Here is a 25,426-nt window from a genome sequence, read left to right as displayed (position 1 = left end):
ATGGAACGTCCCGGCATCTACGATTTGGGCACCGCCACCATCACGGCGGCGGTGACCGATTCCGTCATCACCGAAGGCGTCTCAGCCGCTGGGGTCGCCCAGGAGCTGATCGACCGCCTGGAAGGCATGGCGTCGGCCACGCTGTATTGCGAGTTCGTCTATGGCTCGGGCGGCACGACATGCGCCGTCATCGTCCAGACGAGCATCAACCAGGGCAGCGACTGGATCGACGTCTGCCGGTTCGACTTCACGACCGCGAACGCTTCGAAGACTGCCAACCTGTCAGCCGAGGCTGCGGCGGCCGTCGCCGCGGTTGCCGCCCTGTCGGTCGAAGGCAAGGTCGACGGCGTTCTCGGCGATCGGCTGCGGGCCAAGGTGACCTCAACGGGCACCTATGCCGGCAATACAAGCGTTTCCGTTCGCGCGGCGGTGCGGTGATGGCGATCCGCCTTCGCGATGTCGGCGGCATCCGTGTCGCGCTTTGTGCGGCAGAAACCGATGCCAAGCCCGGTGACGTCTATCTCGATGACGCCGACCACTATGCACTGGCGGCAAAGTTCGCTTCCGATTGGGAAGGGCGTTCGGTCGACTGGCAATACCCCCGGGAATGGGCCGCGATGGCGACCCAGAAGCTGCGCGACGGCGAAACGGAACTAAACCGCTGGCTTGCGGAGCAGGCGGCATGACCCCTGATGGCATCAAGGCGAGCTATCGCCGCGCCCTCGGCGCGTTCGAAGAGATCGTCATCCGTCGGTACACGGGGGCGGGGGCCAATCGCCCATACTTTGATGCGCCTGTGATGGCTCGCGTGACGGGGTACGAGCCTCACGAACTCGTCGGCACGATCCAGCAGGGCGACCGCAAGCTGATCGTGCTCGCCGACAATCTCATTGCCGCACAGGTGCCGCTCGATCTCAAGAAGGGCGACAAGGCCGTGGTCCGCGGCAAGGAACTCAACATCGAGGCCGCCGACGACAGCACCAGACGCGTCGCTGGCGTCCTGATTGCCTATGAATTGCAGGTCCGCGGTTGATGGCCCGCATCCAGGCAACATCGGAGAGCTTCCGGATCGCGACCCAGAACACGATAGAGGCCACGCAAAAGCTCCTGGTCCGGGTCGCGAAGCGGGAACACGCCCGCGTCATGGCAACTGACCCGCTTCCGGCGTCGTTCACCCGCTTCGTCGATGGCCGGCAGGGGGCGCCGGAGGAAGCTGCGAAGGCAAACGGGGTCATCATCTACCAATATCCGCGCCTCGATGTCGTGGCGCAGTTTGCCATGGAGACGCTGTTCGATCTCTCGCCGGTTCTGTCCGGGGAATACCGCATCAGGCACACTCTCTTCCTGAACGGCGTCGCGGTGGCGAACCTGGCGGGATGGAACCCTGGCGACGAGGTCTCGATCAGCAACCTGGTGCCGTATTCCCGCAAGATCGAGATCGGGAAGATGACAATGCGGGTACCGGGCAGCTCGCGGGTCTATCAGCAGGCCCGCAGGATCATCATGGCCAGATACGGCAATGTCGCCGGCATCGAGTTCACCTACCGCGGAATTGCTTCCGGCGCGGTCATTGCTGGTCGCGCCGGCAACAAGGCCGATCTCCGGTTTCCCGTTCTTGTGATCCGGGAGCGCTGACGATGCCTGACTATGCTGGCGCCAAAGCGGCGATCCGGTCTCGCCTCGAGACGAACTGGACGACAACGCGCATCACCTACCAGAACGAGACCCCAGCCGATCCATGGCCTCCGGTCGACGGCAGCGGCGTCCTCCAGCCTTGGGCCAACCTGGAGATCGTGGGCTCCGGCAGCAGGATCGTCGGGCAGGGGACGCCCGGAAACCATGTCTGGCGATACGACGGCATCATCTATGTCCACGTTTTCACGCCGGTAGGTGCCGGCATCGAACTCGGCGATCAATACGCGGTAGCGATCGGCGAGATATTCCGCGCCGCCAAGTTCTACGACGCGACGCCCGGCTTCGGCGTTCGCACCTTGGCGCCAAGCATCGATGACGCCGACAGCGGAGACGATGACGGCAACTGGTCGCGCACGACCATGCACTGCGACTTCACCTACTGGCACCGCGGCTAAGTCGTAAACAGCCGCTCAGCTGGTTTTCTTTGCTTGAACAGGAGAAAAGGCAATGTATTCAGAGAATTGGAACGGATATATCGCCTTCAAGGCGCAGTCGGCCAAGGGCTCGCAGGCGAGCGGGGCTGACGCCCAGATCCTGCCGACATCGGGCGGCGCCGGTGGCCTGCTGACGAAGCAGGCGGTCGAGAGCCAGATTGTCCGACGCGACGCCCAGCAGCTGCGCGGCCGTCACGGTTCTCGCCGCACCGCCGGCTCCTACACCTCCGAGCTCGGCATAGGCCGCGCCGATCCGATCTGGGAAGCGCTGATGCGCAGTGCATGGTCGTCGGCCGATCTCGCCATCACTGAGGCGACCGCAGGCCTGACCAGCATCACCACGACTGCGAACACGATCGTTGCCGCGGCAGGCTCCTGGATCACGGCCGGCGTCCGCGTCGGTGATGTCTGGCGGCTAACCAACCACGCCACGGCGGCGAACAATGGCCGCAATCTTCGCATCACGGGCGTCACCGCGCTCACGCTGACGGTTGCGGATACGCTCGTCGAGGATGCGGTCGCCGACACCGCCTTCACGATGACGCGACCTGGACGGGTGCTGATCAATGGTGCAGCCGGCGCGCTGTCCAAGAGCTACTTCACGATCGAAGAGCACGAATACGACCTCGACGCCTCCGAGCTCTATACCGACTGCCGCTGGTCGCGCGGCATGATCTCGATGCAGCCGGACGGCATGCTCAACACCGAATTCGGCTGGACCGGCACCGGCCAAGCCGCGGTGGTGGAGAGCGGTGCGGCTCCGCACTTCACGTCGCCCGCCGAGCCGACCGCACTCTCGCTGGCGGCGCTCGAGGCTGTGGTGCGGTTCGGGACCGAGGACGTCGCCGACTTGACCTCCTTCGACTTCACCATGGATCTGCAGCCGGTCTCACCGGCAGTCATCAGCGCAACCGGCTATGCGCCGGACGTGTTCCTCGGCGTCTTCCTCGCCTCGCTGAACATGACCTTCCTGCGCCAGGACCTTCAGGCGCTTGCCGACTTCGATGACGAGACGCAGCTCTCCCTGCATCTTCTCGCCTCCGAAAACGAGACGGCGCCGGCGGATTTCTTCTCGCTTTACGTGCCGAACTTCTCGCTCGGCGGCGTCGCCAAATCGGCCCTGTCGAAGGCCGGCGGTGCTCGCACTGCCACGCTCTCCGTGCCGTCTTCGCTGGTCGGCAAGGATACTCGCGGCGGCGCCTTCGACGCCACAACCTGCAAGATCCAAGTAAGCAACGCCACTTAGGAGACAGAAATGAAGAAGCATGAACAGGCCGTCCGCGATGCCGCGACGGCACTGCACGAGGCGATCAGCGATGCGTGTACCGCCGGCTTGGTCGTCGGATGGCCGCTTCGCGTCGACGGGCTCACCACAATGGCGATCAGCGAGACCGCCAAAGCCAATCGGCCTGCCGTTACCCATCTGGACGGTTCTCCGGTTGAGCGTGACAACGATGGCTTGGTCGCCGGTGAGCCTCTGAACCTGACCGACGAAGAACGGGCGGCACTGCCGCGCCTCGACCCGAACGCGTCGAACGACCCCGCCGGATTTGTGCACGGAACCGCCAAGAAGCGGAAGTGACCCGAGGTTCCGGCCGGCACCGGAATGAGTTCTGCGCAGAAACGGCGGGCGGCTTGTCGGAGCCGTCCGCCACCCTTCCGACAAAGGACAGACAGATGAAGACCGATAACGATGCCGTCGATCTCGACAGCTTTCTCCCCACCGAGGACTCAGTCCTCGAAATCATGTCGCAGGATGGCCGGCCCACAGGCTGGAAGATCACGCTTGCCGGCCCATCTCACACGAAGGTAATCGCCTTCGCGGATGCCCAGACCCGTCGCAATCTCCACAAGGCGAAGCTCATCGAGCAAGCCCAGGTCAACGGCAAAAAGTATCAGGCCGAAGAAAAGACGCCCGATGAGCAGCGCCGTGAAAATACACGGTGGGTCATAGCGAGGATCCTTGAGTGGACGCCGGTCAAAATCGGCGGCGTCGTCCATGAGTTTTCCGACAAAGCCGCCGAGGACCTGCTAATCAAGCCGGAAATGGGCTGGGCATACCTCCAGATCGCGGAGGCAATCAACGAGGACAAGCGTTTTACCAAACCCTCCGCGAAGCCCTGATCGAGCACGCGGAGCGGCAATTCGCACTCGATGTGCCGGACGAAGAGGGCATCTCGCACCGCCGATGCATCGAAGGTCTGCTGAAGCGGGCGAGAAAGCCTGAAAAGATCGCCGAATACGAGGCGGAACTCGCGGTTCCACCATTCCCGGTTCCTCTTGCCTACCTTTGGCGCGCTTTCTGGCGACTTCGTCGCCGCAAAGGCGCTGGAATGTCGGGCCGGGAACCGATCGAGTGGGCCGATCTAGTCGCCTATCTCGCGCTTACCAAAACCACGCTGACGCCATGGGAAATCGAGGTCATCGAAGACCTCGATGATCTCTATCGCGCAGCAACCCCAACCATTGGCGGCGGAGAGGAATAGTTCAATGAACGAACGCGTCGTCACAGAACTGGTCATTGATGGCAGGGGCGCGGAAACCGGTTCCGCGACCTACATCCACGCGATGAACGCCGCGCAGGCGGCTGTGGATCGTCTTATCGACCGGCAGAAAGCCATGGATACCGCCGTTGCGAGCGGCGGAACCGTTCTGGTTGGGTCGGCAGCATCGACTACCGCCGCTGCGCGGGCATTCGACCGGCTGAAGGCATCCATCGATCCGACATTTGCCTCCGCCAAGGCTCTGGAGCGCGATCTCATCACACTCGATCGCGCCGTCATGCGTTTGGGCACCAGCGAAAGCGAAGCCGGCCGCATGCTGGATGCTGTTCGGCTGAAGCACGATGCCGTAGCGCAGGCGGCCAAGCGGCAGGCTGACGAGTATATGCGGCTTGCCGCCGCCGGACGGCAGGCGTTCGCTGCGGATCGAGAGCAGGGGCGGATAAACACCACGCTGGGCATCAGGGGCGATGAGCCGGCATCGGCCCGAGCCTCAGCGTCGGTATTCTCCACTGAACTCGACCGCATGGACATGGTCGCCGGACTCAAGGCGCGCCAGATTGGCCAAACATTCAGCGAGGACCTGAACCGGAGCTTGATCGCCGGTGTATCGAGCTCGGCGCGCGATGCCGCGCAAGTGTTTGAGGCTGAGTTCGACCGGCTCGACACCATCGCACAGCTGCGAGCACAGCAGATCGGCGCCAATTTCGCAGCTGACCTGAACGCACGGATGGGGATCGGCCAAACAGCGGGGTCAGCCCGGGACTCCGCATCTGTTTTCGCCACCTCTGGAGGTAAAAGTCTGAACTCAAACCAATTGCAGGGGCTGTCATACCAGGCGAACGACGTGATCACGATGGCGCTGCTGGGCGCGCCGGTGTCGCAGATCGCGGCCTCGCAGGGCGGCCAGATATTCCAGCTGCTCCAGCAGGGTGACGGCGGTGTCAAGGGTTCCTTAGCTGCGATCAAGCAGTCGGCCGTCGATGCGGCGTCATCCGTAGCGCAGATGCTAGGCCCGATCAGCCTTGTCAGTGCCGGCCTCGGCGTCGCTGCGGCGGCTGCAGGCGGTTTGTACCTGTTGATGCGTGACGAGGGCAGGACCGCGCAGGAGGTGTTGGAAAGGCATGCCAAACTCGTCGACGCCATCGCCAAATCCTATCCTGACGCCGCGCGGGCAGCGAAGGACTATCTGGATGCCGCGCAACGCATGCCGGCTTCCGTCGTGGCGGCTGATGCGCAGAAGCAGCAGACCGAGAACCTGGTTGCCTACCGTAGCGCGCTCGGTGACATCATCGCAGACCTGCGTGTCGCGGCCGGCGCTCAATCCCAATACGGCGATGTGGCAAGCGCCTACTTCGCCCAGGTGGCGACGGCACTGGAAACCGACCAACTCCAGGCGACTGATCTTGTCGACATCTTGGGAAAGATTCGCATCCAGGAGGGGCCGATCAACAACGCGAAGCGGCTCGCCGAGATGCTGCAGGATGCAGCGAACGAGGCAGCGAAGCTGCAGGGCAGCGTACAGGGTCTAGATGCATTGGGGGCTGTCGCCAGAGGTGGCCCCCTCGGCGCTCGTTACGAGGCGGGTCAGGAGCAGGCGCGGATCGCGCAGGAGAACGCGAGCTCTCTGTTTTATGACCGGCGTCAGCTCGATCTCGACATGAGCGAGATCGGCGCTCGGTCACCACAGGATAGGGCTGCCCTCGCGAGAGCTCGCGAGGCGGCCCGTCCGGTCAATGGCGAGGATGGTGTTGAGCTACGCCGTTTCCGCGAAGATGCTGCGGCGGCGCTCGAACTGGCGCGCGCCAACCATTCGCTTGCCGAGGCTCAGCGGGAGCGCTTCCGTTCCCTCGATGCCACCCTATCGGCTCAGCGCCTCGATCTCGATGTCATCGGCAAGACGGTGGGTGAGGTCGAGCGTCTTCGGATGGAGTTCGACCTCACCCAGCGGGTGCGCGAGGAGGCAGCCCGCAACGGCGTCGCCGCCGACGAAAAGGAACTGGCGTTGATCCGGGAGAAGGCGGCCGAGTATGGCCGCGTAGCCGACCAGATCGCGCGCACCAACCTGAACCGGGACCTCGCCTTCGAACGGGACCAGCTGTTCCGGACCGCTGGTGAACAGCAGATTGCCACCCGCCTTCGTGGCACCGGCATCGGGCTGGACAGCCCTGAGGCGCAGCAAATGCGCGCCATGCAGGAGTTCACAGAGCTCCGGGACGGCTTCAAGGGCTTCTTCACCGACTTCAAGTCCGAAGTGGTCAAGAGCGGCGGTGACATCGGAGAGGCGCTGGGCAACTCGCTCCTCAGTGCGCTCAACAAGCAGCTCGACAAGGAACTGGACCGCCTGTTCGAGCAGCTGGCTAACTCGCTGTCGAGCTGGCTTCTCGGTGGATCGAGCAGCGCTGCTGGCAGCGGTGTCGCCGGCGCCGGCGGGATCGTTGGCGCTGTACTTGGCGGTCCAGCCAACGACAACTTCTCCGCTCCCGTGGGCGCTGTCTCGCGCGGCGCGGGAGGTGCGGTCGATCTGGCGTCCAACCTTTTGGGTTTCAGTGAAAAAAGCCCCGGCCAAATAAATTCATTCCTCAAGGCAGGCGGCGTCGACATCAACGCAGCGCAAACGGCATGGTGCGCGGCCTTCGTTAATTCGTCGCTGAAGCAGATCGGCGTCGACGGCACCGGTAGCCTCAGCGCCAATTCGTTCCTCAATTGGGGAACCAAGATCGACCCCACGAAGGTCCTGCAGGGCGACGTACTGGTGAAGCCAAACGGCTTCGGCATCGGTCAGACCGGCGGACATGTCGGACTCGCGACTGGTGCCTCCCGCATGGGCGCTAGCGGCCTCCAGCTAGAGATGCTCTCCGGAAATACCGGAGGCCCAGGCCTCGGGACCGGAGGTGTCGGCCTGGACTGGGTAGACGCTGCCAAGCTCGATGTAAGGCGCGCCGCTCAGGATATCTCGCAACTGGGCGGGACCGCTGCCGCGGCCACCAAGGGCATCGGAATGTTTGGTGGCGGCTTGAGTGAGCTCGGCAACGCGCTGATTAGCGTTGGCGGTGGCGCCGGCGGCAGTGGTTGGTTCTCAGGGCTGATGAGCATGTTCGGTGGAGTCGGTGGCGCAACGAACTGGATGAACAGCATCTCGCCGTTGGCGACATCGTTCATCGCCGGCGGTGGCGTCGGGCTTTTCCATCAGGGCGGCATTGCCGGCTTCCCGACTTCGATGCGCTATGGCGTGGACCCGCGCGTGTTCATCGGGGCACCGCGCTACCACAATGGAGGCGTCGCCGGCGACGAGGTTCCCGCAATCCTGAAGCGCGGCGAGCCGGTGTTCCGGTCAATGCAGCACGCTCGCGACGTGGTCGGAAACAACAATCAGCCTCGCGCCGCAAACATCAACATCACCGTCAAAGGGGCACGCGGGAACGCCGAGATCCAGTCGATGGTGAGTGCCGGCGTGCAACAGGGCCTCTCCGAATACGACAAGGTGCTGCCGGGTCGTATCGGCGAGGTGATGGAGCGCAACGGATGATTGTCGACTGGCCGATCCATGCGCTGCCACCCGGCGACGTTGCTATTGCGACCGATTATCTGAACCGGCCGGACCAGGAAGCCACCAACGGCATGGCGCGGACGATCGGGCAGAGTGGGGCGCGCTTCAGGGTCTCTCTGATCGACCTTCCGGTCTATGACGCCGCCACTGTAAGAACGCTACGGGCACTCCTGGGCCTGGCCGAGGGGCGCACAAATCTGATTCGATTTCGGTTGCCGGATCTCTACGGTATCGATGGTCCGTTCTCGCAGGCGACTGCCGATCTGCATGCGCAGTATCCTGACGGAGTACCGTTCTCGACTGGAGTCCTCTTTTCCACCGGGGTCGGCTTCAAAGTGGCCGACCTCAAGGGCACGATCGGAGTGGCCGCGGCTCTCAACGCGCGCGAACTCTATCTCGGGGAAGCTGCGCCGCAGGAACTCGGCGGCTCCTACGTTTCGATACAGGACTTCTGCTACACCGTTACCGGCTCGTGGTCTGAGGACAATCGGATCAAGATTTCGCCGGTTCTGCGCCGAGCCATAACGGCCGGAACGCTCATCCAATATGCCCCTCGCTTCGTCGGACGGATGGTGACCGACAGCCCCGGCTACGAGGCGCTAAAGCAAGGCATGTTCGGGCTTCACACCGTCGAGTTCGTCGAAGACCTGACGCGGGCGCGCCTCCCCTACGCGCCGAACGGATAGTCGCCATGTTTTCAGAGACCATCAGGGCGCGGACGCGCGGGCACTTCGTCGGGCTGGAGGCATTGTTTGAACTGCGCTTTCTTTCGAAAACCTTCTACCTCCACAATGGCGGGGGACAGTTGAAGTCGAAGGATGGCCAGGAATGGACTGGGCTCGACGGGGCAGGGCGAGTTTCCGGGCTCGGCGCTTCGTCGATCGGCAATTCGCGGATGGTCCAGATCGGGCTTGATGCCGAGGACGCGGACATCAAGACTTTGTTCCAGGATCAGCGGACGGAAGTTGAAGGTCGCAAAATCGTCGTCTGGGGCCAGTTCTACGATGAAGACCTGACGCCGCTTGATCCGAAATTCCACCACTACACCGGCTATGGCGACCGGTTGCAGATGCAGAAGCGGGGCCCTCGATCCCGTTCCATGGATCTGAAGATCGAAGACTTCTTCGCACGTCGCCGGCGCTCGGCCCATGCCGTCGTAAGCCATGCCGATCAGCAGATGCGCGACCCGACCGCGACCGGCTTCATCTATCAGCCCGAGATGGTCGACAAGATCCTGAATCTGTTCGATGCGCGGGACTGACGCTCTGGACCGTTACCTCGCCGAGGAGCGGCAACATGCTTTCGAGTGGGGCGCACGCAACCGCGATTGCATGCTGTTCCTCGTAGGATGGACGTTCATCGTGACCCAGGTCGATCACGGTGCCGACTGGCGCGGGTTCTATTCGGACGAGACGGGCGCAAGGGCGCTCATATGTGAGCGCGGCGGTCTTGTGGCGGTGATGGACGGCGCATGCGGCCCTCGGGCTTCCTTGCCGGCCAGACGCGGCGACATCGGGCTATTTCAGACGCCGGAAGGTGAGATGGGCATGATCTGCACCGGCAAGCTCTGGGCGGCGAAGCCGAAGCGCGGCGGCGTCGCGCTGGCGAGGTTTCAGCCGTTCGCGCATTGGGCGCTCGGATTCGCATGAGACCTCGCCTTTCCGATGCCGTCATGTGGGACGGCAATGATCCGCGCCGGCTGAAGCACGCGCGCACCGGCTTCATCGAGGGCTGGATTTTCTATGCGTTGGTGGCGACGCTGCCTGGACTCTCCAATGCGGCGCTCGGCTTTCTGGCGACTGGGCTAACCACACTGGCCACCACCGGGCTCAGCATAGCGGTGAACCTGGCTTTCCAGCAGAAGCCGCCGACGCCGAAGGCGCAGGACATTCAATCAAACATCCGACAGGCGCTCGCCGCTCGTCGCCGTCACTATGGCCGGACAAAAGTCGGCTCGGTCATCGTGTTCGGCTTCCGGCGGTCGGATAAGCTCTACATCCTGCACTATATCGGCGAAGGACCGATCGCGGGTTTCGTATCCTATTTCCTCGACAGGAAACCCGTCACGCTCGATGTCAACGGCTTCGTCCAGGAAAGCCAGTACGAGGTCAACGACAAGAAGCGCGTCCAGATAATGACGAAGCTCGGCACGATGGCGGATGAGCCGTTCGACGAGCTGATCGCTGCCTTCCCGGAGCTCGACCGACCGCTGAAACCTTTCCGGCATCGCGGCTGCGCGATGCTGCTGCAGATCGTCGAGGAGGTCGGGCAGGAGGACATAACCGACGTTTACCCAAACAACCTGCCCTCACTGGAGGTCATCATCGATGGGTTGAAACCCTTTGAGCCGCGCACCGCGGTGGAAGCGTTCTCCGATAATGCCGGTGTCTGCCTTCTCGCCGAGATAATGAATGTCTATGGACTGACCTCCACCAGCGCCGACGATATTGATTTCGACGCCTTTGCCGATTTCGCCGATCATTCTGACGAGGCGGTTGCGCTGAAGGCCGGCGGCACTGAGAAGCGGTATCGCTGCGCCGGGACGATCCTGATGGATGCCGAGAACGAAGCGCGAATCAAGACGATCGCCAATATCTGCAATGCGGACGTCTACATGAACCCGGAAGGTAAGATCTCGGTTCGCAAGCGAGTGTCGTCGACGCCCTCGATCGCCCTGAAAGCCGAGGACGGCGATCACCTGTCGATTTCCCTCGAAAGCGGACGGCGGGAGCAGAAGAAGTTCAATGCAGTCAAGGTCCTCTACCGCGAGGCGCTGCTCAACTGGAAAGAGAACGAGGCCTACTACCGGAACGCCGCGGCCAAGCTCGTCGACGGAAAGGAACTGGTCGAGCCGCTGGAGGCTGGTCTGTGCCCTAGCGGGACCCAGGCGCAGCGCTTAGGCAAACTGTTCTTCCATGAGAACAATCCGGACACTGTCGGCACGATGGTTTCCGGCGCGCAGTCACTGGAGCTGGTCGTCGATCCCGTGTTTACGCTGGACCTGGCTCCGGAAGACGACCTCGAATTCGTCGCCCGCGCCGGCGGCATCGAATTCGACGCCAACACGCAAACCGTCAGTTTCCAGCTCCAGTCTGTCGATCCTGATGCCGAGGCGTGGAATCCCGCGACCGAGGAGCAGAATGTGGTGGAACTGCCGCCGGCGCTACCATCGCAAGTCGAGGACCAAATCCTGGACGTGACGGCGACGGTTGGCCTGCTTTCCAATTCCGCCCCGGTAATCAACTTCTCGTGGGTGCTCGACGGCAGCGGCAATCCTGTGCCGGATACCTATTCGCAGCAGGTCCAGGTGTCGGTCGCGGGCCTTGGCGAATGGGAATCTGCGACCGTCAATCAGGACGAGGACACCGCGCGTTTCGGCCCGGTGGCGGACGGAGCGGCATACGACTGGCGGATCCGCAACATCCGCGGCGGCCGGCAATTCGACTGGCAGCAAAGCGCTGTGCCGGTGACGGTTACCGTGGACACCGTTGCGCCATTGGCGCTGCTGACGTTTTCCGCGTCGGACGGAACCGGGCAGTTCGTCGCCAATTTCGGGACGCAGAACGATAGCCATCTGGCGACAGTCGCCGTCTACAAGGTTCCAACCGGCGGCGTTCTCGACAGGCCGACGCACCTCGTTGCCCCGCGCTACGCGGTAGCGCCAGGCATCTCCTACAGCCTGCCAATCACATCAGCGGTGGGCACTTTCGACATCTACGTCGAACCGTTCAACCGGTCGAGCATTGCCGGGCCATTGGCCGGGCCGGACGCCGCCATCGTCACCTGAACTTTTCTTCCAAATTTATTGAGGCATTCACATGGGTGAGATCAAGACGGCCGCGGACGCCGCGTTTCGGGACTACAACACGGATGGCGTTCCCGCATCGGGCTTCTTTAGCCCGCCCCCGCCCGACATCCGTGGCGTCTTCGATCTGATCGACGTCAAGCTTAATTTTGCGACCGATTCTCTCGTCGTCCTTGTCTCCGGTCAATCAAACACGGTGCTCGAACGCACCGGTACTTGGTCACCGCCCTCAAATCTGTTCGTGTGGAATTGGAGCAATGCTGCCCCCACGACTCCCGGTTCTGCGTTCATAGCTTGGCCTTCCAGCCGGATCACGAACTTCGCCTATGTAGGGAAGCAGCTCGCCGACGCGTACCCGACGCGCAAGATCTACATGATCATCCTCGGAGTTGGTGGGCTCGACATCTCGCATTGGCTGCCGACGCCAACCGGCACCGATATGTACGACATTATCGATACGAACGTGCCGCTTGCGCTGACGGCGCTCAGCCGTTCGACGATCGACCTCTTCTTCTGGTGGCAGGGCGAACAGGACGCGACAATCTCGAACTGGGATTACGCGATCGACTATGCGGTTTTCGAGGCACGCATAAAGGCGGAAACCTATTTCCCAACCACCACGCCGCAGGTGCTGACCAAACTCAATCGCGAAGCCAACGATGGCCTCGCCGGCTACGACGCCATCAACACACTCCTGGAAAAGATCGTCGCTGGCGACATGATCTATAAGCGCCTGGTCGACACCAGCTCGCTCGCCTTCTCGACCGACGGCATCCACTCGGATCTCGCTGACATGCCGCTCTATGGCAAGATTGCCGTGGACGCTCTGACCGTTGGTTCAAAGGTCAAATTGCGCCCCGGCAGGCGCCTAAACCCGAATGGAGACATGTCGTTCTGGCAGGTGGCTACGCCGCAATCCTCCATTGGGGCTGCCGGCAAGAGGTTCGGCCCAGAACTGTATTGGGCTTTTAACCGGGGCGTCGATGGCGGCGTCAGCATTGCTCGCACAGCCCACAATACGGGGCAGGGCCAGACCTATGCCCGGTATTATTCGCTGATCGCCAAGACATCAGGAGCGGCGGCTGAATTTGGCATCGCCTACAATCTTCCAAACGATATTCTGCAACGCTATCGCGGTCAGCGCATCACTTGCTCGGCGCTTATACGCCGCGGTTCCAGCGTGCTGACCAACAATGTTACGCTGCGCGCGTCGCTATGGACAACCGAGGTTCGTGACGGAACCGTGGCCTCGGCGCGCACCGAAACCTTTGCGCCCTCGCTGTTCAATTCGTCGCGCTTCATCCGGTGCTCGGTAACGTTGAGCATCCCGGAGGCGACAACCGGCTTAACAGTTCAGTTCGAGGTTGTTGGCAATGAGGTGGGCGACGCCAACATGGCTTTGCACGTTTCAGAGATCCAGATCGAGCCCGGCGATACCGCGACACCCTACGAGCCACGCGATGCATCCCAGGAAGTAGAAGAGTGCCAGCGCTTCTATCAGGACATCTTTATGGTCCTGAACGGCTCAGCGACGGCGGGATCGCAGACTGAGGTCGCCATGGGACATGTGATCTTCCCAACTCCGATGCGCTCGGCTGCACCGACCATCACGTACGCCGCGCCGACGCGCGTGAACTGCACGGTAGATCCCGCGGTCATCACGGCTATGTCGAATGAGAACGGCGCTATGTTCCGGAACCCAGCGTCAACGGCGGCCGGCAATGTGGTCTGGCGCGGGCACGTCTATTTCGATGCGAGGATCAACTGAGGGCGGGGCAATCAAAAAGGCCGACGAAGCACGACCAAATCCTGCCACTTGGGATCTGCGTCTGCCACAAAATCCACCACTTCGAAAAGCCTGGACCATTCCCGACGGACGTAATCCCTCGAAATGAAAGCCATGCCAAAAGTCTCGATATCAATACCGTTCTGGCGCGCTTCTTCCGGGTAGGCGCGCCAGTATGAAAAGCCGGTGCGGCGATATTCTTCAGTCACCGCATCATAGTCTGCTCCGCGAGCAACCATGCGTTCTACGAGCTTCGCCTCGGTTCCGTATCTCCCCACCAGCGCATCGTTGTGGACCGTGACCAGGACGAGACCGCCGGGTCGAGTGATGCGCCAAAGTTCCTCTAGCCACGCCACATGCAGCCGCTCGTTGAAGTGAGTGAAAATAGACCACCCATAGACGACATCGAAGGATGCATCGGCGTAAGAACTTGGCGGTGAAGCATGTATGGCCGAGAAGGATGCCGGCGCGAAGGTCTCGTTGAGCCAATCGACGCTGGCCATATTCACGTCGCAGCCGGCGTACCGGTGTTGCGGCAGAAATAGCAGAAGGTAGCGTAGAAGCCGCCCGGCACCGCAGCCGAAGTCCAGAACGTCAAGCGACTGATCCGGCGCGTGTTTCGCCAGCGCCCTCGCAATGACATTCGCATGCCAAATGCCGCCGAGGAAGTAGTCAACGCCGGCGCCATTGAATGCTGAAACAGAGCCTGGCGAATGGAGCGGATATTTTAGGAGGGCGTCGCGGTGTTCCGGGTGCTGCTTCGTTAGATCAAAGTACGTCTTGAGTGCAGATGGTCCGTTGCTGATGTCGAGTCCGACCAGGAACTGGCTCCCTATCGCTTCGCGAATGTGCGAAACCACTAAGTCCGCATTTAGCATCCGTCATCCTTTTTAAGTCACCAGGCCCAAGAGCTTTCAAAATCCGAAAGTTCGTCGGCGGTCATATAGCGGTATTCCCACGCGCCCTTGACTTTGCGGCGCATGACAGGGCCACGGGCTCTCCGGCCATCGATCACCGGGATCTGCCAACCGCCATGGTATTCGTGCCATTGCGAGACATCCGTCTTCGGCCGCGTGATGCCGAAGGCGAAAAATCCGAACCCAGCGATGCTCACCAACAATGCGAGCCAGTAGTAGCCGAACATCGTAAAATCCCCCAAGCCGGCTGCATTTATCCCACCGTTCACGGAAGATTTCAATCTGCAATTCCGGAGCCGGCGCTGACGATCTGCGCAACTGGCTCAGTAAGTAAAACCTCCCTCACGAAAGGAACTGCCATGAAACTTCTCGCCAACTGGCGCGATGTGCTTTCGCGCGCATGGAGCGTGCGCCTCATCATCCTCGCCGCCATCCTGTCCGGGGCCGAAGTCACACTTTCCATGCTCGATGGCGTGCTCGACATCCCGGCCGGCGTCTTTGCGGCGCTTTCCGGCCTGGTCGGCGCCGCTGCCCTGTTCGCCCGCGTGGTGGCGCAGGAGGGCTTGTCCGATGAGTAAGCGAGCCAGGAATGCCCTGATCGGCGCCACAGGTGTCGTCGCCCTGTCGATCGCCGTGCTGATCCAGCCGTGGGAAGGCCGCAAGAACAAGGCCTACCGCGACATCGTCGGCGTCTGGACGATCTGCGATGGCGAGACCAAGGGCGTGAAGCCCGGCATGGTCAAGACCGACGCCGAGTGCGACGCCATGCTGCTGCGCCGGGTTGAGAACGATTTCTACGCGCCGATCGCCAAGTGCATCCCGAACTACACCAGCCTGCCCATCAGCCTTCAGGCGTCGCTGCTGTCGGCCGGGTACAATGTCGGCGTCGGCGCGATCTGCAAGTCGACCGCGGCGAGGCTGGCCCGGGCCGGCAAATACCGCGCCGCCTGCGAGGCTGTCACCCGCTTCAACCGCGCCGGCGGCAAGGTCGTGCGCGGGCTCAAGCTGCGGCGCGAATTTGGCGACAAGAGCCGCATCGGCGAGCTCGAGCTCTGCCTCGAGGGGCTGCGCTGATGGGCAAGGGCATCGATATGGCCCGGGCCTTCGCGCCAGAGCATGCCGCCATGCTCGACGACTTCAAGGACCAACTGCTGATCGTCCTGGTGAAGCGTCTCGGCGGCAAGGTGAACATCCCGGTCGAGGAGGTCGACGGCACAGGACAAGACCTCCTGATGTTCAGTGTCCGTGACCGGGTTTTCCAATTCGAAGCGAGGAAGAAGCAATGAAAACCGAATTGTCGGGCGGCGGCGCAGTGACGGCGGACCATCGCGATCTCAAGGAAAGCGGCCAGCAGAAGGGCTACGTGGTCCTGACGGCAGAGGAACGCGCCAAGGGCTTCGTGAGGCCTATTCGGCGCTCCTATGTGCACGTCGGCATGTCGGCGGCCAAGCACCCGCTCCGAGACCTCACCGAGGCTGAAACGGAGCGCTACGCCAAATTCGGCTATGTGAAGTTCGAAGCCTATCCGGAGAGCGAATTGCCCGTGACTGGCAAGTTTTGGACACAAGCGGAACTGGACACCGTTGGCAAGGGCCGCGGTGCCGCAACCACGATGTCTCAAGACATCGCCGAGACCTACGCCCGCGATCCATCGTTCTACGACGGTACATTCTGTGTTGGTTGCCGCAAGCACCTGCCGCTCGACCAATTCGTCTGGGACGGCACAGCCGAGCAGGTAGGCTCGTGATGTCTCTCCGCCTCGGCATCCTCGTCGCCGTCGTGCTGGCGTTCCTGTCGCTGGCCGGAGCCATGCTCTGGTATCGCGGCGAAGCGATCGCGGCCGAGGCCGACCGCGCTCGAGCAATCGCCGATCTCAACACCGCCGTCGATGCCAACAAGGCGCAGGAAGAAACCATCGGCCGGCTGCGCGCCTCGGCGGAAGCCAATGACCGGATCATCGCTGAGATGGCCGAGCAGATCGCAGACATCGGCCAGGCCGTGACGGAAACCAACCAGGCAGTCGGAGACCTCAAAGATGCGAACGAAGATGTGCGGGCCTATCTCGCTTCTCCTGTCCCTCCCGATCTTAAGCGGCTGCTTGACCGATGAGCCGATGGTGGTCACCGCGCCAGTCGTGATCCGTGAGACCGTTCCTGCAGCGCTGGTCCGACCATGCCCGCCGAAGTCGCGCAAGCCGCTGGCGACCACGGGCGACCTGGTCAACCGGCTCACCTACACCGAGGGCGCTCTTGCGACATGCTCCGCCCAGGTCGACGGCATCCGCAAGTGGAACGAGGTGCAGAAGTGAAACGCTTCTGGATAGCCGTAGAGGACAAGGTCGTGAATTCCCTGGTTCGCAGGACGCAAGGCATGGCCGGGGACCGGCAGTTCCTTGCCGTCATCATCCTCGCCAACATCGCCCTTTTCCTCATCCGCGCGATTATCCCACTGGTCCTGATCGTCCCACTCGTCTGCCTGTGGTGGCTCCTGTGAGCACCTGGAGAGTTGCGATGTGGGCACTGACCCTTATGGCGCTCGCGATGGTTCTGATCCTGTCGGAGCGCCCGGCATCTTCGGCAACAGCGGTTGAGGGGCAGTCGTGGCAGCAAGCCTGAACGAAATCTACAAGATACTGGGCGAGCTCACCGGCACCGTCAAAGCGATCAACGAGAAGGTCGACGAACTCAAGAAGGACATGGGCGAATCCGAAGTCGCCAGCACAACCAGTCGCGCCAATATGCACCGGCGCCTGGATGAGGCTGTGCTGCGGACCACGCACCTCGAGTCCGACGTGCATTCGATCAAGAGCAAGGTCGAGGGCATCGAGGACAAGGTGGATGGAATGGAGACCGTGACCAATGACGTCGTGGCATTGCGCCAGCAGGCCGCCGGGGCGGGCACGCTCGGCCATTGGCTCATCAAGATCGGCATCGGCGTGGTCGCCTTCGCCGGCTGGCTGGTCGGGATATACACCTATCTGACCGGGCGCCCGCCGCCCTGATCATCTAAACTGAACGGAGCAGTGGCGGCCGGCCCAGTTCATGCATATTAGGCAGAAACAATATAGTGCCGTTCACGACGAACCGTCATTTGGTCGTAACATATCCGGTATTCACTGTCGGAAACCTTCCTCCCGAAGGTTCACCTCGCAGGCCCGACCGATCAACGCCCCTTTCGGTCGGGCCTTTTTTCGGTCGCGATCCTGCGGCGGGGCTGGTTTCCACCCCCCTGGTAAAGGCCAAGAGCCCGCCGCTTCGTCGCAGGAGCGGCGGCCTTCTTGCATTCGGCGTTTGCGTGGTGGACGACAATTCGACCAGCGCGGTCAGTAGTCCGAATGCTGCCCGCGCCGGCCGAAGCGGATTTCCTGCCGGTCAGCCGCAGGCCGAATAAACATTAAAATCTAGAAGTCGAAAAGCCCGCGTCTCTCCGGAGGCGCGGGCTTTTTTTGCTTTTTAGCCCGGAACAAAACTTTTGCCTTGGAGTTCTGTAGCCTCAAGGGCTCCTCGTTCACCCTTGGGAAAAGAAGCCCGCCGCTATCGCAGGATCCGAGTGGCGGGCTTCTTGCGTTCAGACCTGGCAGATAACTTCCGCGTAAATGGAGCCGGTGCGGTTGAGCGAGCGCAGCAGCTGCAGCGCCTTGCGGTCGTCGATCGTGTCTCCCCAACTGCCTTCGATGCAGAGCAGCTCGAAATGCTCGCCGTATTTGGCCCTGGCGATCTCCATCTCGCGCCGGACTTCGGAGCGTATCGCATCGTCGAGGGGAATCGGATCTGCCATCGCGTTGAAACGGTGCGATGGCGAGAATGTTCCCAGCCGCCCGAACTCGCGCTATTTTCTCCCGATGATCAGATTCACCACGGTCAAGGAGCTCATCGACGGCGACTACACGCTGCACGCCCATTGCCATAACTGGCACTGCCAACACAATCAGACACTCGACCTGGTGAAGCTGCGGGAAAGGCTCGGGCCGGATCATTCGGTCCTGCATGACGATCTCGCGCCGAAACTGAAATGCTCGAAGTGCGGCGGCAAGAAAGTCGGCATCATCATCTCGCCGCCGACAGGGCCGTCCGGCTGGGTCAATCCCTACATCAGGTGACGGTCTTCCGGCGTGAATTCGCCAAGCAGAAATTTTTCGAGCTCTTCCGGCGTGAATTCGCGCGTCAAATCGGCGATCAAGGCCGCGTAGTCTTCTTCGGCCTTCTCAAGCGCCGCCCCGATCTCTTCTACCGTCTCTGGCGTGTTTGGCCGACCCATGAACGGCTTGACCGCCGCGAAGAGCATTTTTCCTTTCAGCCCGCGCATCACATCCCTCCATCATCACCGTCGAAAGATTGTGCCCTTCTTGTTGAACCGCTTCAAGTCCGCCAGGACCGTCTCGTCGGTCAGCGGGTGTGGCAGCGCGTGCGCTAAGTCATTGATTGACGGTGAACGCGAATTTTGCCACACCGTCGCCGAAGTGGTTGAACGGAAACAGATCGCGGCTTCCGGGCGAGGCCTCCAAGCCACCGCCCTTCACGACTAGAAACGAAAAGAGCACCCCGTTGCCGGGATGCTCTTCTTCATCAGAACAGCCGCGCGATAGCGACAACCAACGAAACCAGCGCAAGGGGCAATGTGCACCCTACTACCAGACGGTAGTTGTTACCGCTCGGCTGGCTGGCTTCGATAGCGAGGAACACCGTCATATGGCGGGTTCTCCTTCTACCTGCGCGTGCCTCTTGATGAGCCGAACATCGCGCCTAAGACCAGCAGCGAGGGCACTTCCAGATTTAATCAGCCCTGTGGTAGCCCCCACACGCTTCGGCTGTTCGTATTTCATGTAGGACATAGGAACCGCGAGTTTGGGATGCAAGCTCGCATTTTAGCCGGGTGTGCCTGATGAGCGGACGCTGGCTCCAATTAGCATCGCCGCCACGGTGACAAGGACGAATGTGTCAACCATTGCCGCCACATAGCAATAGTCCCAAAAGGACTCCAACCAAGCTGTCGTATCAGGCGGCCACGGTCGCCGTAGCATATGATGAAATAGTCCGCAGGCGGCTAGCAAAGCTGCCATCAGGAAGAACGAGCCAAGGGTGGCCCTACGAAGAAATTGTGATCCTCGATGTTGCCACAACGTCACGATGACAAAGCTGAGGATAGCTCCGAGCAACAGAGCTGTGGGATCCGCCGCAGCCGAAATTCCGGGCCGCGCAAAAACAGTTCCGCGGAACAATTCCTGCCATGGGGTCAGGACCGCAAGCAGTGGGGCTGGGGAGGCGTATCCAATCGAAACGAGAACGTTAGTCAATTGGTGCCTGCCGGCGAAAACAGTGGCACATGGAGGCTAGTCAGCACGTTTCCATCCTGATCCACAAAGTCATAGAATGCCGGCTCGATCTCCCATTTGGCTGCGCCGGAAACACCGAACGAAAAGGAGCCCTCCTTCGCCACTTGAAGATAATCCTTTGAAACTTGACCAGAAAACGCATTCAATAGGTACTGCGCTTTGGGTGAAAACCTCGGCTTGATCCGGATTAGATCAGGGTTGGCGTTTGAACTGCCCTGGTAAGGCGTCGCATTGTAGACGAAGTAGCTCTCGTATCCATTGGTCCCTGGCTTTATGCCATACGAGACATTTACTTCCAGCATTGAGTTAGCTGGGTCTTTTATATCAGATGGAACGAACAGGCGGGTCTCCTCCATCAAGCCATCGGAGGGCAATTCGACCGCCTTTTCAGTCGGTGCTGCATCAAAGCCCAGCGACCTACGACAACCAACTTCATCGGGATTGCTGCTCTTTTTTTCGTCCTGCGCATCCCCGAGCAGCTGAGCGACGGCTTTTTGCTTCAAGTTGCCGTACTCAATGCATGCCAAAATCGGGCGTGCGTCTGCGTCATTCGATAGGCGAGATTGCTCCAAATGCTCTCCGGGAGGGACCCAGCGATCACCAATCAGTGGGATGAACCAACTCAGACGAAGCCAATATTCAGTGCTGTTATTTTGAACGCAGGCAATGTACTTCCAAAACTCGCCGTCTTCTTCGACGCGGGAGTTGGTGGAGAAATCGTATTCTCCCAGCGGGTGGTGCTGACGAGTGTTCCCTGTGCAAAGCTCCTCAGCGAGTGAGGCGCTTCCGCCGAAAATCGACACCGCACCCAAGGCTGCAACAATCGCTCGCTTCATCTTATCCCCCTAGGTCCATCTCTAGCACCCTAAGGCCGAATAGCATAATAGGGGAACAGTGAAGCGTTCGTTCCTCCCCTTGGAAGCGGGCCAAGAAATCCGCGTGCCCGAAAACGTCCAACAAAACGTGCAACACGGAAGGTGGCGGAAACTGCGAAAACCGCAGAATTCCGGGATTCTTGACAAGCAATTTGTGGTAAGTGGCTCCCCGGGCCGGATTCGACCTGAGCGGTGGGGCGTGTGCACGTGCGCTAAGTCATTTCGCCGCTCCTATACTGCTTATAGCGATGCTCAATCATGTCCGGCCTATCCCTGATGATCTCAATTGCGCGCTGAATGGGGACGACGATCGCAATCCCGGCGCTCATCATCTCCAGAAAATGATCCCGCCGTTCGGCCTCGTCTGTCCGCGCTCTATCAATAGAGGGTTGAAGCTGAAACAGGCCAATATTCACGCCAATTAGGCGCTCCTGCTTCATTGGGTCAAGAACCAGTGTGCCGCCGCGCACCCGGGCTGCACTAGAACTGAGGAATACCGGCGAGCCGCTCAAGCCACCAATTGAGCGACTTTCGATGAGGTAAACCTCTTGATGGCCCAAGTCCACCAGATCTATCGGTTCGTCGGGCATTGCAGCAATGTTGCCGCTGCGAACGATCGGAATGTTTTTAGAAACGCCAAAATGACGAGTTAGCAGACCAGCAGTAAAGACCATGTCTCCTGGTCCGACTTCATTCTCCCGAATGAAGTCCTCCGTCAGGATATTTTTGATTAGGTCAACGCCCTTATAGTCGAACGTCTCAGGGGAGGCGGAGAACGGAACGACGGCAATATCGCACTGCGAATTTGAGGGATGCGTAAACCATTCGTCGGGCGCTGGCAGCTTGCCGAGTTCCGCCTTGCCCTCCTTGCTGTTCAGCCGGCCAATCAAATCGCGACTTGTGCGCTTGATGTCACTGAGGACGTGCTTCGCCGTGACGAGATAAATGTAATATCGATCGTGCTCGGGCCAGAGCGCGACAAAGCCCGTTCCATACGGCGTAAACGCGCCGGTATTGTCTTGAATCCCGAGGAATACGACTGTTTTGCGTATCGCTTCGTTAATGCGCATCCGTCGAACCAACCAAACCGGAAGCGAGGACCGTGCGTCCACGCGGCTAAAGTCCCAGATGTCAAGCGACATAGCACGCGGCGCACTTGCCATGCGAACAAAACCCGAAACCGTGTACGGGATTTGTACGGGAAGATGCCTTCCGTTCGCCGCATGTTCCTGCACAAAACTGCAAGTTCACACAATCAACGCGGCTTCGATTGGTAAGCTATCATTGATTTTGTTGAGAAATTTGGTGGGCGATGCAGGGATTGAACCTGCGACCCCACCCGTGTGAAGGGAGTGCTCTCCCGCTGAGCCAATCGCCCCGAACCGGCATGAGAAAAGGCTGGCGCGCTTCTGTCCCCGATATACCCGATGCAGCGCCAGCCTTCGCATAGCCTCCTCACGGCGAGGTGGCGGGAGGCCATGCTGGAGGCATGGTATCATGGACGCCGGCTACCAAAACACGATCTCTGGGTTGCTTCGCAAGCGTGGCGAAATGCTCGCCAACATGGCGGACCTACGCGAACAGATAGCGGTCGCCTCGCATGATCAGGAGGCGCACGGCTCACCAGCTCTGCCGCGATTGCGCCTTGGTGCTTTTGCTACATAAGGCCGAAGAGGCGAGCGAAGGTGCGGGCAGGCTCCGGGATTTCTCAATGGATTCAACGGGCGTTTTTCCCCGCACCTGCCGCTAAGTCCTTGCGGGGCCTCACTATGGCACAATTCTCGACCGCACCATCACAAATTGGCCAAGTCATTGCATACGGCCAATTGTTCTCCCTGGAGAGACTATCCCAGGGGCAGGGGAGAACATTCCTGGATTTTGCTGCAATAGCGGCCAGCTTCACATAGTACAGATGTTATGCCCTAGAAGACCGCCGACCATATATAAGGTGATCGGCGGCAACGACGTGCGAATAGGGCCGCTCTTCTTCTCCGGTCGGCTCGAACGTCTTGAACCGCGCCGACTGCTGATATTCCGGCAAGCCGCAGCTCGCGCGACAAATGCCCGCTAGGCGATCGTCATCGCTCTCGCTGTGGGACGAACTCCGGCTCCCAACCGACGTGCATGTTCCAAGCGGCCCGAATGCGACGCCACGCGGGCCGGAACTGATCGCGATGCGCGGCATTCCAGCTATGATGGCATGAGGAACGGGAGGCGTTTTCCCATGAGCCTGCGCACTTTCCGCCGCGACACCATAACCCGGCCGGTCTTCAAATGGGCCGCGCGTGTCGTGCCGCCGATCTCCGAGACCGAGCGGGACGCGATCGATGCGGGCACGGTGTGGTGGGACGGCGAGCTTTTCACCGGCAATCCCGACTGGAACAAGCTTCTCGCCATGCCGCCCGCCAGATTGTCCGCCGAGGAGCAGGCCTTCATGGACGGGCCGGTGCGCGAACTCTGCGCCATGGTCGATGACTGGAAGATCAACTGGGAGGACCGCGACCTGCCCCGCGAGGTCTGGGACTTTCTGCGCGAGAAGAAATTCTTCGGCATGATCATCCCGAAGAAATATGGCGGCCTCGGCTTCTCCAACACCGCGCATTCGGAAGTCGTCCGCACAGTCTCCTCCTGCAGCGTGGTGGCGGGCGTGACTGTGATGGTGCCGAATTCGCTGGGTCCGGGCGAATTGCTGATGCATTTCGGCACTGACGCGCAGCGGGACTACTGGTTGCCAAGGCTCGCAGACGGGCGTGAGATCCCCTGTTTTGCCCTGACCTCGCCGGATGCCGGGTCGGATGCGGCGGCGATGACCGACAGCGGCATCGTCGAATATGGCAAGTGGGAGGGCGAGAAGGTCCTGGGTGTCAGGCTCAACTTCCACAAGCGCTACATCACACTCGGCCCGATCGCCACCGTCATGGGCCTCGCGTTCAAGATGTACGACCCGAAAAACCATCTCGGCCGTGGAGAAGAACTCGGCATCACGGTTGCGCTGCTGCCGACGTCGACGCCGGGCGTGACTTATGGCGAACGGCATATTCCGCAATTCACTCATTTCCAGAACGGTCCGCTCTACGGGAAGGACGTGTTCGTGCCGCTCGACCGGATATTGGGCGGCGAGAAGCAGATCGGCGAAGGCTGGAAGATGCTGATGACCGCGCTTGCCGCCGGCCGCGGCATTTCGCTGCCCTCGCAGTCGGCGGCGGCCGCCGCCATATGCGCGCGTGCCACCGGGGCCTACGCGCGGGTCAGGACTCAGTTCGACGTGCCGATCGGCATGTTCGAGGGTATCCGGAAGCCGCTCGCCGATATTGCCGCCAATATCTATCTGATCGACGCCGCAAGGCGGCTCACCATTGCCGCGCTCGACGAGGGGCACAGGCCGTCGGTGATCTCGGCCATCATGAAGTTCCACGCCACCGAACGCATGCGCGAGTCGATCGAGAAAGCGATGGACATCCACGGCGGCAAGTCGATCATCGACGGCCCGAAGAACTATCTCGGCAGCCAGTACAGGTCGGCGCCGATCGGCATCACGGTCGAGGGCGCCAACATCCTCACGCGCAACCTGATGATCTTCGGGCAAGGCGCAGTCCGCTCGCATCCCTACATGCTGGAGGAAATGCTGGCGCTGGCCGACAAGGATGAGAAGAAAGGCCTGGACGCCTTCGATAAGGTGATCTGGCGCCATGCCGGGCATGCCTTCGTCACTGCCGGGCGGGCCTTCGTGCGCGGCTGGTCGGGCGGGCGCATCGGGCCGGCCCCACGGGGGGCGGCGATGTCCGGCTACTGGAAACAACTCTCGCGGTATGCCGCAGCCTTTGCGCTGCTTGCCGATTTCGCGCTGATGACGCTGGGTGGCGCGCTCAAGCGCAAGGAGATGATCTCGGCCAGACTGGGCGACATCCTGTCGGAACTCTACCTGCTCGGCGCGGTTCTGAAGCGCTTCGAGACGGAGGGGCGGCATGAGGAAGACCGGCCGATCGTCGACTATGTGATGCACCAGGGTCAGGACCGCATCGCGGCCGCCTTTGCCGGTGTGCTGGACAATCTGCCGGCGCGCTGGGCGGCTTTGCTTGTCAGGCTGCTCGCTTTTCCCGTGGGTATCCCCGCTCCGATGCCGTCCGACAAACTGACGAACGAGGTGGCTGAAACGCTGATGAAGGATACGCCTCAGCGCGACAGGCTGATGCCGGATGTCTATCTCGGCGAAGGGCACAAGGAGCACCCGCTGAAGGATCTCGAGCAGGCTTTCAGGCTCGTCACCGCCGCGGCGCACATCGAAAAGAAGATGCGAGATGCGCATATGCGGGACCCGAAAGACGCCCGCGACAAGGGGGTCATCAGCGCAGCGGAGTTCGAACAGCTTGCCGAAGCCAAGGCGGCGGTGGACCGCGTAGTGGCCGTCGACGCGTTCCCCATGGAAGACATATCGCCGATTGCGGCGCAGCACCGCCGGAAAAAGCCGGCGCGCGACAAGCGCTCCACGCGCTCCGAGGCCGCCGAATAGAGGCGGGCTGCGTGAGATCGC

Annotated in this window: 33 protein-coding genes and 1 tRNA gene; 26 read left to right on the top strand and 8 right to left on the bottom strand. The window is 61.3% G+C overall.

Annotated elements, in window-relative coordinates:
- The 15 genes from G6N73_RS04425 to G6N73_RS04355 all read left to right on the top strand — a co-directional run bounded on the left by G6N73_RS04425 (position 1) and on the right by G6N73_RS04355 (position 13,753).
- Entirely contained in the window at positions 1 to 438 is a 438-nt protein-coding gene (locus G6N73_RS04425; RefSeq protein WP_165023922.1) for a hypothetical protein, read from the top strand.
- Positions 438 to 686 carry a hypothetical protein gene (locus G6N73_RS04420; RefSeq protein WP_165023919.1) on the top strand — a complete coding sequence of 83 codons (249 nt, stop codon included), beginning with the start codon at positions 438 to 440 and terminating at the stop codon, positions 684 to 686. The genes G6N73_RS04425 and G6N73_RS04420 overlap by 1 nt, the downstream gene beginning before the upstream one ends.
- Positions 683 to 1,033 carry a hypothetical protein gene (locus G6N73_RS04415; RefSeq protein ID WP_165023918.1) on the top strand — a complete coding sequence of 117 codons (351 nt, stop codon included), beginning with the start codon at positions 683 to 685 and terminating at the stop codon, positions 1,031 to 1,033. Before G6N73_RS04420 ends, G6N73_RS04415 begins: the two co-directional genes overlap by 4 nt.
- Positions 1,033 to 1,635, top strand: coding sequence for a hypothetical protein (locus G6N73_RS04410; RefSeq protein ID WP_165023915.1), 603 nt, complete (start codon positions 1,033 to 1,035; stop codon positions 1,633 to 1,635). Before G6N73_RS04415 ends, G6N73_RS04410 begins: the two co-directional genes overlap by 1 nt.
- A gap of 2 nt (positions 1,636 to 1,637) precedes the next feature.
- Positions 1,638 to 2,090 carry a hypothetical protein gene (locus tag G6N73_RS04405; protein WP_165023913.1) on the top strand — a complete coding sequence of 151 codons (453 nt, stop codon included), beginning with the start codon at positions 1,638 to 1,640 and terminating at the stop codon, positions 2,088 to 2,090.
- A gap of 52 nt (positions 2,091 to 2,142) precedes the next feature.
- The gene (locus G6N73_RS04400) at positions 2,143 to 3,375 is read left to right on the top strand and encodes a phage tail tube protein (RefSeq protein WP_165023910.1); all 1,233 of its coding nucleotides are present in this window, start codon (positions 2,143 to 2,145) and stop codon (positions 3,373 to 3,375) included.
- Between the two features lie 9 nt (positions 3,376 to 3,384).
- Positions 3,385 to 3,711 carry a hypothetical protein gene (locus tag G6N73_RS04395; protein WP_165023908.1) on the top strand — a complete coding sequence of 109 codons (327 nt, stop codon included), beginning with the start codon at positions 3,385 to 3,387 and terminating at the stop codon, positions 3,709 to 3,711.
- Positions 3,712 to 3,806: 95 nt separating this feature from the next.
- On the top strand, positions 3,807 to 4,253 hold the full coding sequence (locus G6N73_RS04390; RefSeq protein ID WP_165023906.1) for a hypothetical protein: 447 nt from the start codon (positions 3,807 to 3,809) through the stop codon (positions 4,251 to 4,253).
- 32 nt (positions 4,254 to 4,285) lie between these two features.
- Entirely contained in the window at positions 4,286 to 4,615 is a 330-nt protein-coding gene (locus tag G6N73_RS04385; RefSeq protein WP_343044551.1) for a phage tail assembly chaperone, read from the top strand.
- A gap of 4 nt (positions 4,616 to 4,619) precedes the next feature.
- The gene (locus G6N73_RS04380) at positions 4,620 to 8,159 is read left to right on the top strand and encodes a hypothetical protein (protein WP_165023903.1); all 3,540 of its coding nucleotides are present in this window, start codon (positions 4,620 to 4,622) and stop codon (positions 8,157 to 8,159) included.
- On the top strand, positions 8,156 to 8,866 hold the full coding sequence (locus G6N73_RS04375) for a hypothetical protein (RefSeq protein WP_165023900.1): 711 nt from the start codon (positions 8,156 to 8,158) through the stop codon (positions 8,864 to 8,866). The genes G6N73_RS04380 and G6N73_RS04375 overlap by 4 nt, the downstream gene beginning before the upstream one ends.
- 5 nt (positions 8,867 to 8,871) lie before the next feature.
- Positions 8,872 to 9,441, top strand: coding sequence for a hypothetical protein (locus G6N73_RS04370; RefSeq protein ID WP_165023898.1), 570 nt, complete (start codon positions 8,872 to 8,874; stop codon positions 9,439 to 9,441).
- On the top strand, positions 9,428 to 9,829 hold the full coding sequence (locus G6N73_RS04365; protein ID WP_165023895.1) for a DUF6950 family protein: 402 nt from the start codon (positions 9,428 to 9,430) through the stop codon (positions 9,827 to 9,829). The genes G6N73_RS04370 and G6N73_RS04365 overlap by 14 nt, the downstream gene beginning before the upstream one ends.
- Positions 9,826 to 11,967, top strand: coding sequence for a phage tail protein (locus G6N73_RS04360; RefSeq protein WP_165023893.1), 2,142 nt, complete (start codon positions 9,826 to 9,828; stop codon positions 11,965 to 11,967). The genes G6N73_RS04365 and G6N73_RS04360 overlap by 4 nt, the downstream gene beginning before the upstream one ends.
- A 31-nt stretch (positions 11,968 to 11,998) precedes the next feature.
- Complete coding sequence (locus tag G6N73_RS04355; protein WP_165023888.1) at positions 11,999 to 13,753, top strand: sialate O-acetylesterase; 1,755 nt, start codon at positions 11,999 to 12,001, stop codon at positions 13,751 to 13,753.
- Between the two features lie 11 nt (positions 13,754 to 13,764).
- Here G6N73_RS04355 and G6N73_RS04350 read toward each other — a convergent pair whose 3' ends face one another.
- Positions 13,765 to 14,649 carry a class I SAM-dependent methyltransferase gene (locus G6N73_RS04350; RefSeq protein WP_165023885.1) on the bottom strand — a complete coding sequence of 295 codons (885 nt, stop codon included), beginning with the start codon at positions 14,647 to 14,649 and terminating at the stop codon, positions 13,765 to 13,767.
- A 17-nt stretch (positions 14,650 to 14,666) separates the two neighbouring features.
- On the bottom strand, positions 14,667 to 14,915 hold the full coding sequence (locus G6N73_RS04345; RefSeq protein ID WP_165023884.1) for a hypothetical protein: 249 nt from the start codon (positions 14,913 to 14,915) through the stop codon (positions 14,667 to 14,669).
- 132 nt (positions 14,916 to 15,047) lie between these two features.
- On the opposite strand from G6N73_RS04345, the gene G6N73_RS04340 reads away from it, so the two are divergent.
- The 8 genes from G6N73_RS04340 to G6N73_RS04305 all read left to right on the top strand — a co-directional run bounded on the left by G6N73_RS04340 (position 15,048) and on the right by G6N73_RS04305 (position 17,689).
- Positions 15,048 to 15,266, top strand: coding sequence for a DUF7940 domain-containing protein (locus G6N73_RS04340; RefSeq protein WP_165023881.1), 219 nt, complete (start codon positions 15,048 to 15,050; stop codon positions 15,264 to 15,266).
- Entirely contained in the window at positions 15,259 to 15,762 is a 504-nt protein-coding gene (locus tag G6N73_RS04335) for a lysozyme (protein WP_165023879.1), read from the top strand. The genes G6N73_RS04340 and G6N73_RS04335 overlap by 8 nt, the downstream gene beginning before the upstream one ends.
- Positions 15,762 to 15,974 carry a hypothetical protein gene (locus G6N73_RS04330; protein ID WP_165023876.1) on the top strand — a complete coding sequence of 71 codons (213 nt, stop codon included), beginning with the start codon at positions 15,762 to 15,764 and terminating at the stop codon, positions 15,972 to 15,974. Before G6N73_RS04335 ends, G6N73_RS04330 begins: the two co-directional genes overlap by 1 nt.
- Positions 15,971 to 16,435: a hypothetical protein gene (locus G6N73_RS04325; RefSeq protein ID WP_165023874.1), complete on the top strand. Its 465-nt coding sequence runs from the start codon at positions 15,971 to 15,973 to the stop codon at positions 16,433 to 16,435. Before G6N73_RS04330 ends, G6N73_RS04325 begins: the two co-directional genes overlap by 4 nt.
- Entirely contained in the window at positions 16,435 to 16,797 is a 363-nt protein-coding gene (locus G6N73_RS04320; RefSeq protein WP_165023871.1) for a hypothetical protein, read from the top strand. The genes G6N73_RS04325 and G6N73_RS04320 overlap by 1 nt, the downstream gene beginning before the upstream one ends.
- Positions 16,787 to 16,996 (top strand): Rz1-like lysis system protein LysC, encoded by a 210-nt coding sequence (gene lysC / locus G6N73_RS04315; protein WP_165023869.1) that lies wholly within the window; start codon positions 16,787 to 16,789, stop codon positions 16,994 to 16,996. The genes G6N73_RS04320 and lysC overlap by 11 nt, the downstream gene beginning before the upstream one ends.
- Positions 16,993 to 17,181, top strand: coding sequence for a hypothetical protein (locus tag G6N73_RS04310; RefSeq protein WP_165023866.1), 189 nt, complete (start codon positions 16,993 to 16,995; stop codon positions 17,179 to 17,181). Before lysC ends, G6N73_RS04310 begins: the two co-directional genes overlap by 4 nt.
- A 106-nt stretch (positions 17,182 to 17,287) precedes the next feature.
- Positions 17,288 to 17,689 carry a DUF1515 family protein gene (locus G6N73_RS04305; RefSeq protein ID WP_343044550.1) on the top strand — a complete coding sequence of 134 codons (402 nt, stop codon included), beginning with the start codon at positions 17,288 to 17,290 and terminating at the stop codon, positions 17,687 to 17,689.
- A 566-nt stretch (positions 17,690 to 18,255) separates the two neighbouring features.
- Here the strand turns inward: G6N73_RS04305 and G6N73_RS04300 are convergent.
- Positions 18,256 to 18,465, bottom strand: coding sequence for a hypothetical protein (locus tag G6N73_RS04300; protein WP_165023864.1), 210 nt, complete (start codon positions 18,463 to 18,465; stop codon positions 18,256 to 18,258).
- Positions 18,466 to 18,529: 64 nt separating this feature from the next.
- Between G6N73_RS04300 and G6N73_RS04295 the strand changes: the two genes are divergently transcribed.
- Complete coding sequence (locus G6N73_RS04295) at positions 18,530 to 18,787, top strand: hypothetical protein (RefSeq protein WP_165023861.1); 258 nt, start codon at positions 18,530 to 18,532, stop codon at positions 18,785 to 18,787.
- Here the strand turns inward: G6N73_RS04295 and G6N73_RS04290 are convergent.
- From G6N73_RS04290 to G6N73_RS04270, 5 genes are all read right to left on the bottom strand, one after another.
- A complete protein-coding gene (locus tag G6N73_RS04290; protein WP_165023859.1) occupies positions 18,775 to 18,993 on the bottom strand; it encodes a hypothetical protein in 219 nt (72 codons plus the stop codon). The genes G6N73_RS04295 and G6N73_RS04290 overlap by 13 nt on opposite strands.
- A 109-nt stretch (positions 18,994 to 19,102) precedes the next feature.
- Complete coding sequence (locus G6N73_RS04285; RefSeq protein ID WP_165023856.1) at positions 19,103 to 19,297, bottom strand: hypothetical protein; 195 nt, start codon at positions 19,295 to 19,297, stop codon at positions 19,103 to 19,105.
- A gap of 680 nt (positions 19,298 to 19,977) precedes the next feature.
- Positions 19,978 to 20,856 (bottom strand): hypothetical protein, encoded by an 879-nt coding sequence (locus tag G6N73_RS04280; protein ID WP_165023855.1) that lies wholly within the window; start codon positions 20,854 to 20,856, stop codon positions 19,978 to 19,980.
- A 251-nt stretch (positions 20,857 to 21,107) separates the two neighbouring features.
- Positions 21,108 to 21,965, bottom strand: coding sequence for a hypothetical protein (locus G6N73_RS04275; protein ID WP_165023852.1), 858 nt, complete (start codon positions 21,963 to 21,965; stop codon positions 21,108 to 21,110).
- A 233-nt stretch (positions 21,966 to 22,198) separates the two neighbouring features.
- Positions 22,199 to 22,273 (bottom strand) — tRNA-Val (locus G6N73_RS04270).
- Positions 22,274 to 22,392: 119 nt separating this feature from the next.
- Between G6N73_RS04270 and G6N73_RS04265 the strand changes: the two genes are divergently transcribed.
- Positions 22,393 to 22,560 (top strand): hypothetical protein, encoded by a 168-nt coding sequence (locus tag G6N73_RS04265; protein ID WP_165023850.1) that lies wholly within the window; start codon positions 22,393 to 22,395, stop codon positions 22,558 to 22,560.
- Between the two features lie 559 nt (positions 22,561 to 23,119).
- Positions 23,120 to 25,405, top strand: coding sequence for an acyl-CoA dehydrogenase (locus G6N73_RS04260; protein WP_165023847.1), 2,286 nt, complete (start codon positions 23,120 to 23,122; stop codon positions 25,403 to 25,405).
- Positions 25,406 to 25,426 lie beyond the last annotated feature (21 nt).

Origin of the sequence: Allomesorhizobium camelthorni (assembly GCF_011045125.1) — a bacterium.
Lineage (GTDB): Bacteria > Pseudomonadota > Alphaproteobacteria > Rhizobiales > Rhizobiaceae > Allomesorhizobium > Allomesorhizobium camelthorni.
The sequence above is the reverse complement of the archived record's forward strand: the minus strand, read 5'-3'. Positions and strand labels throughout refer to the sequence as shown.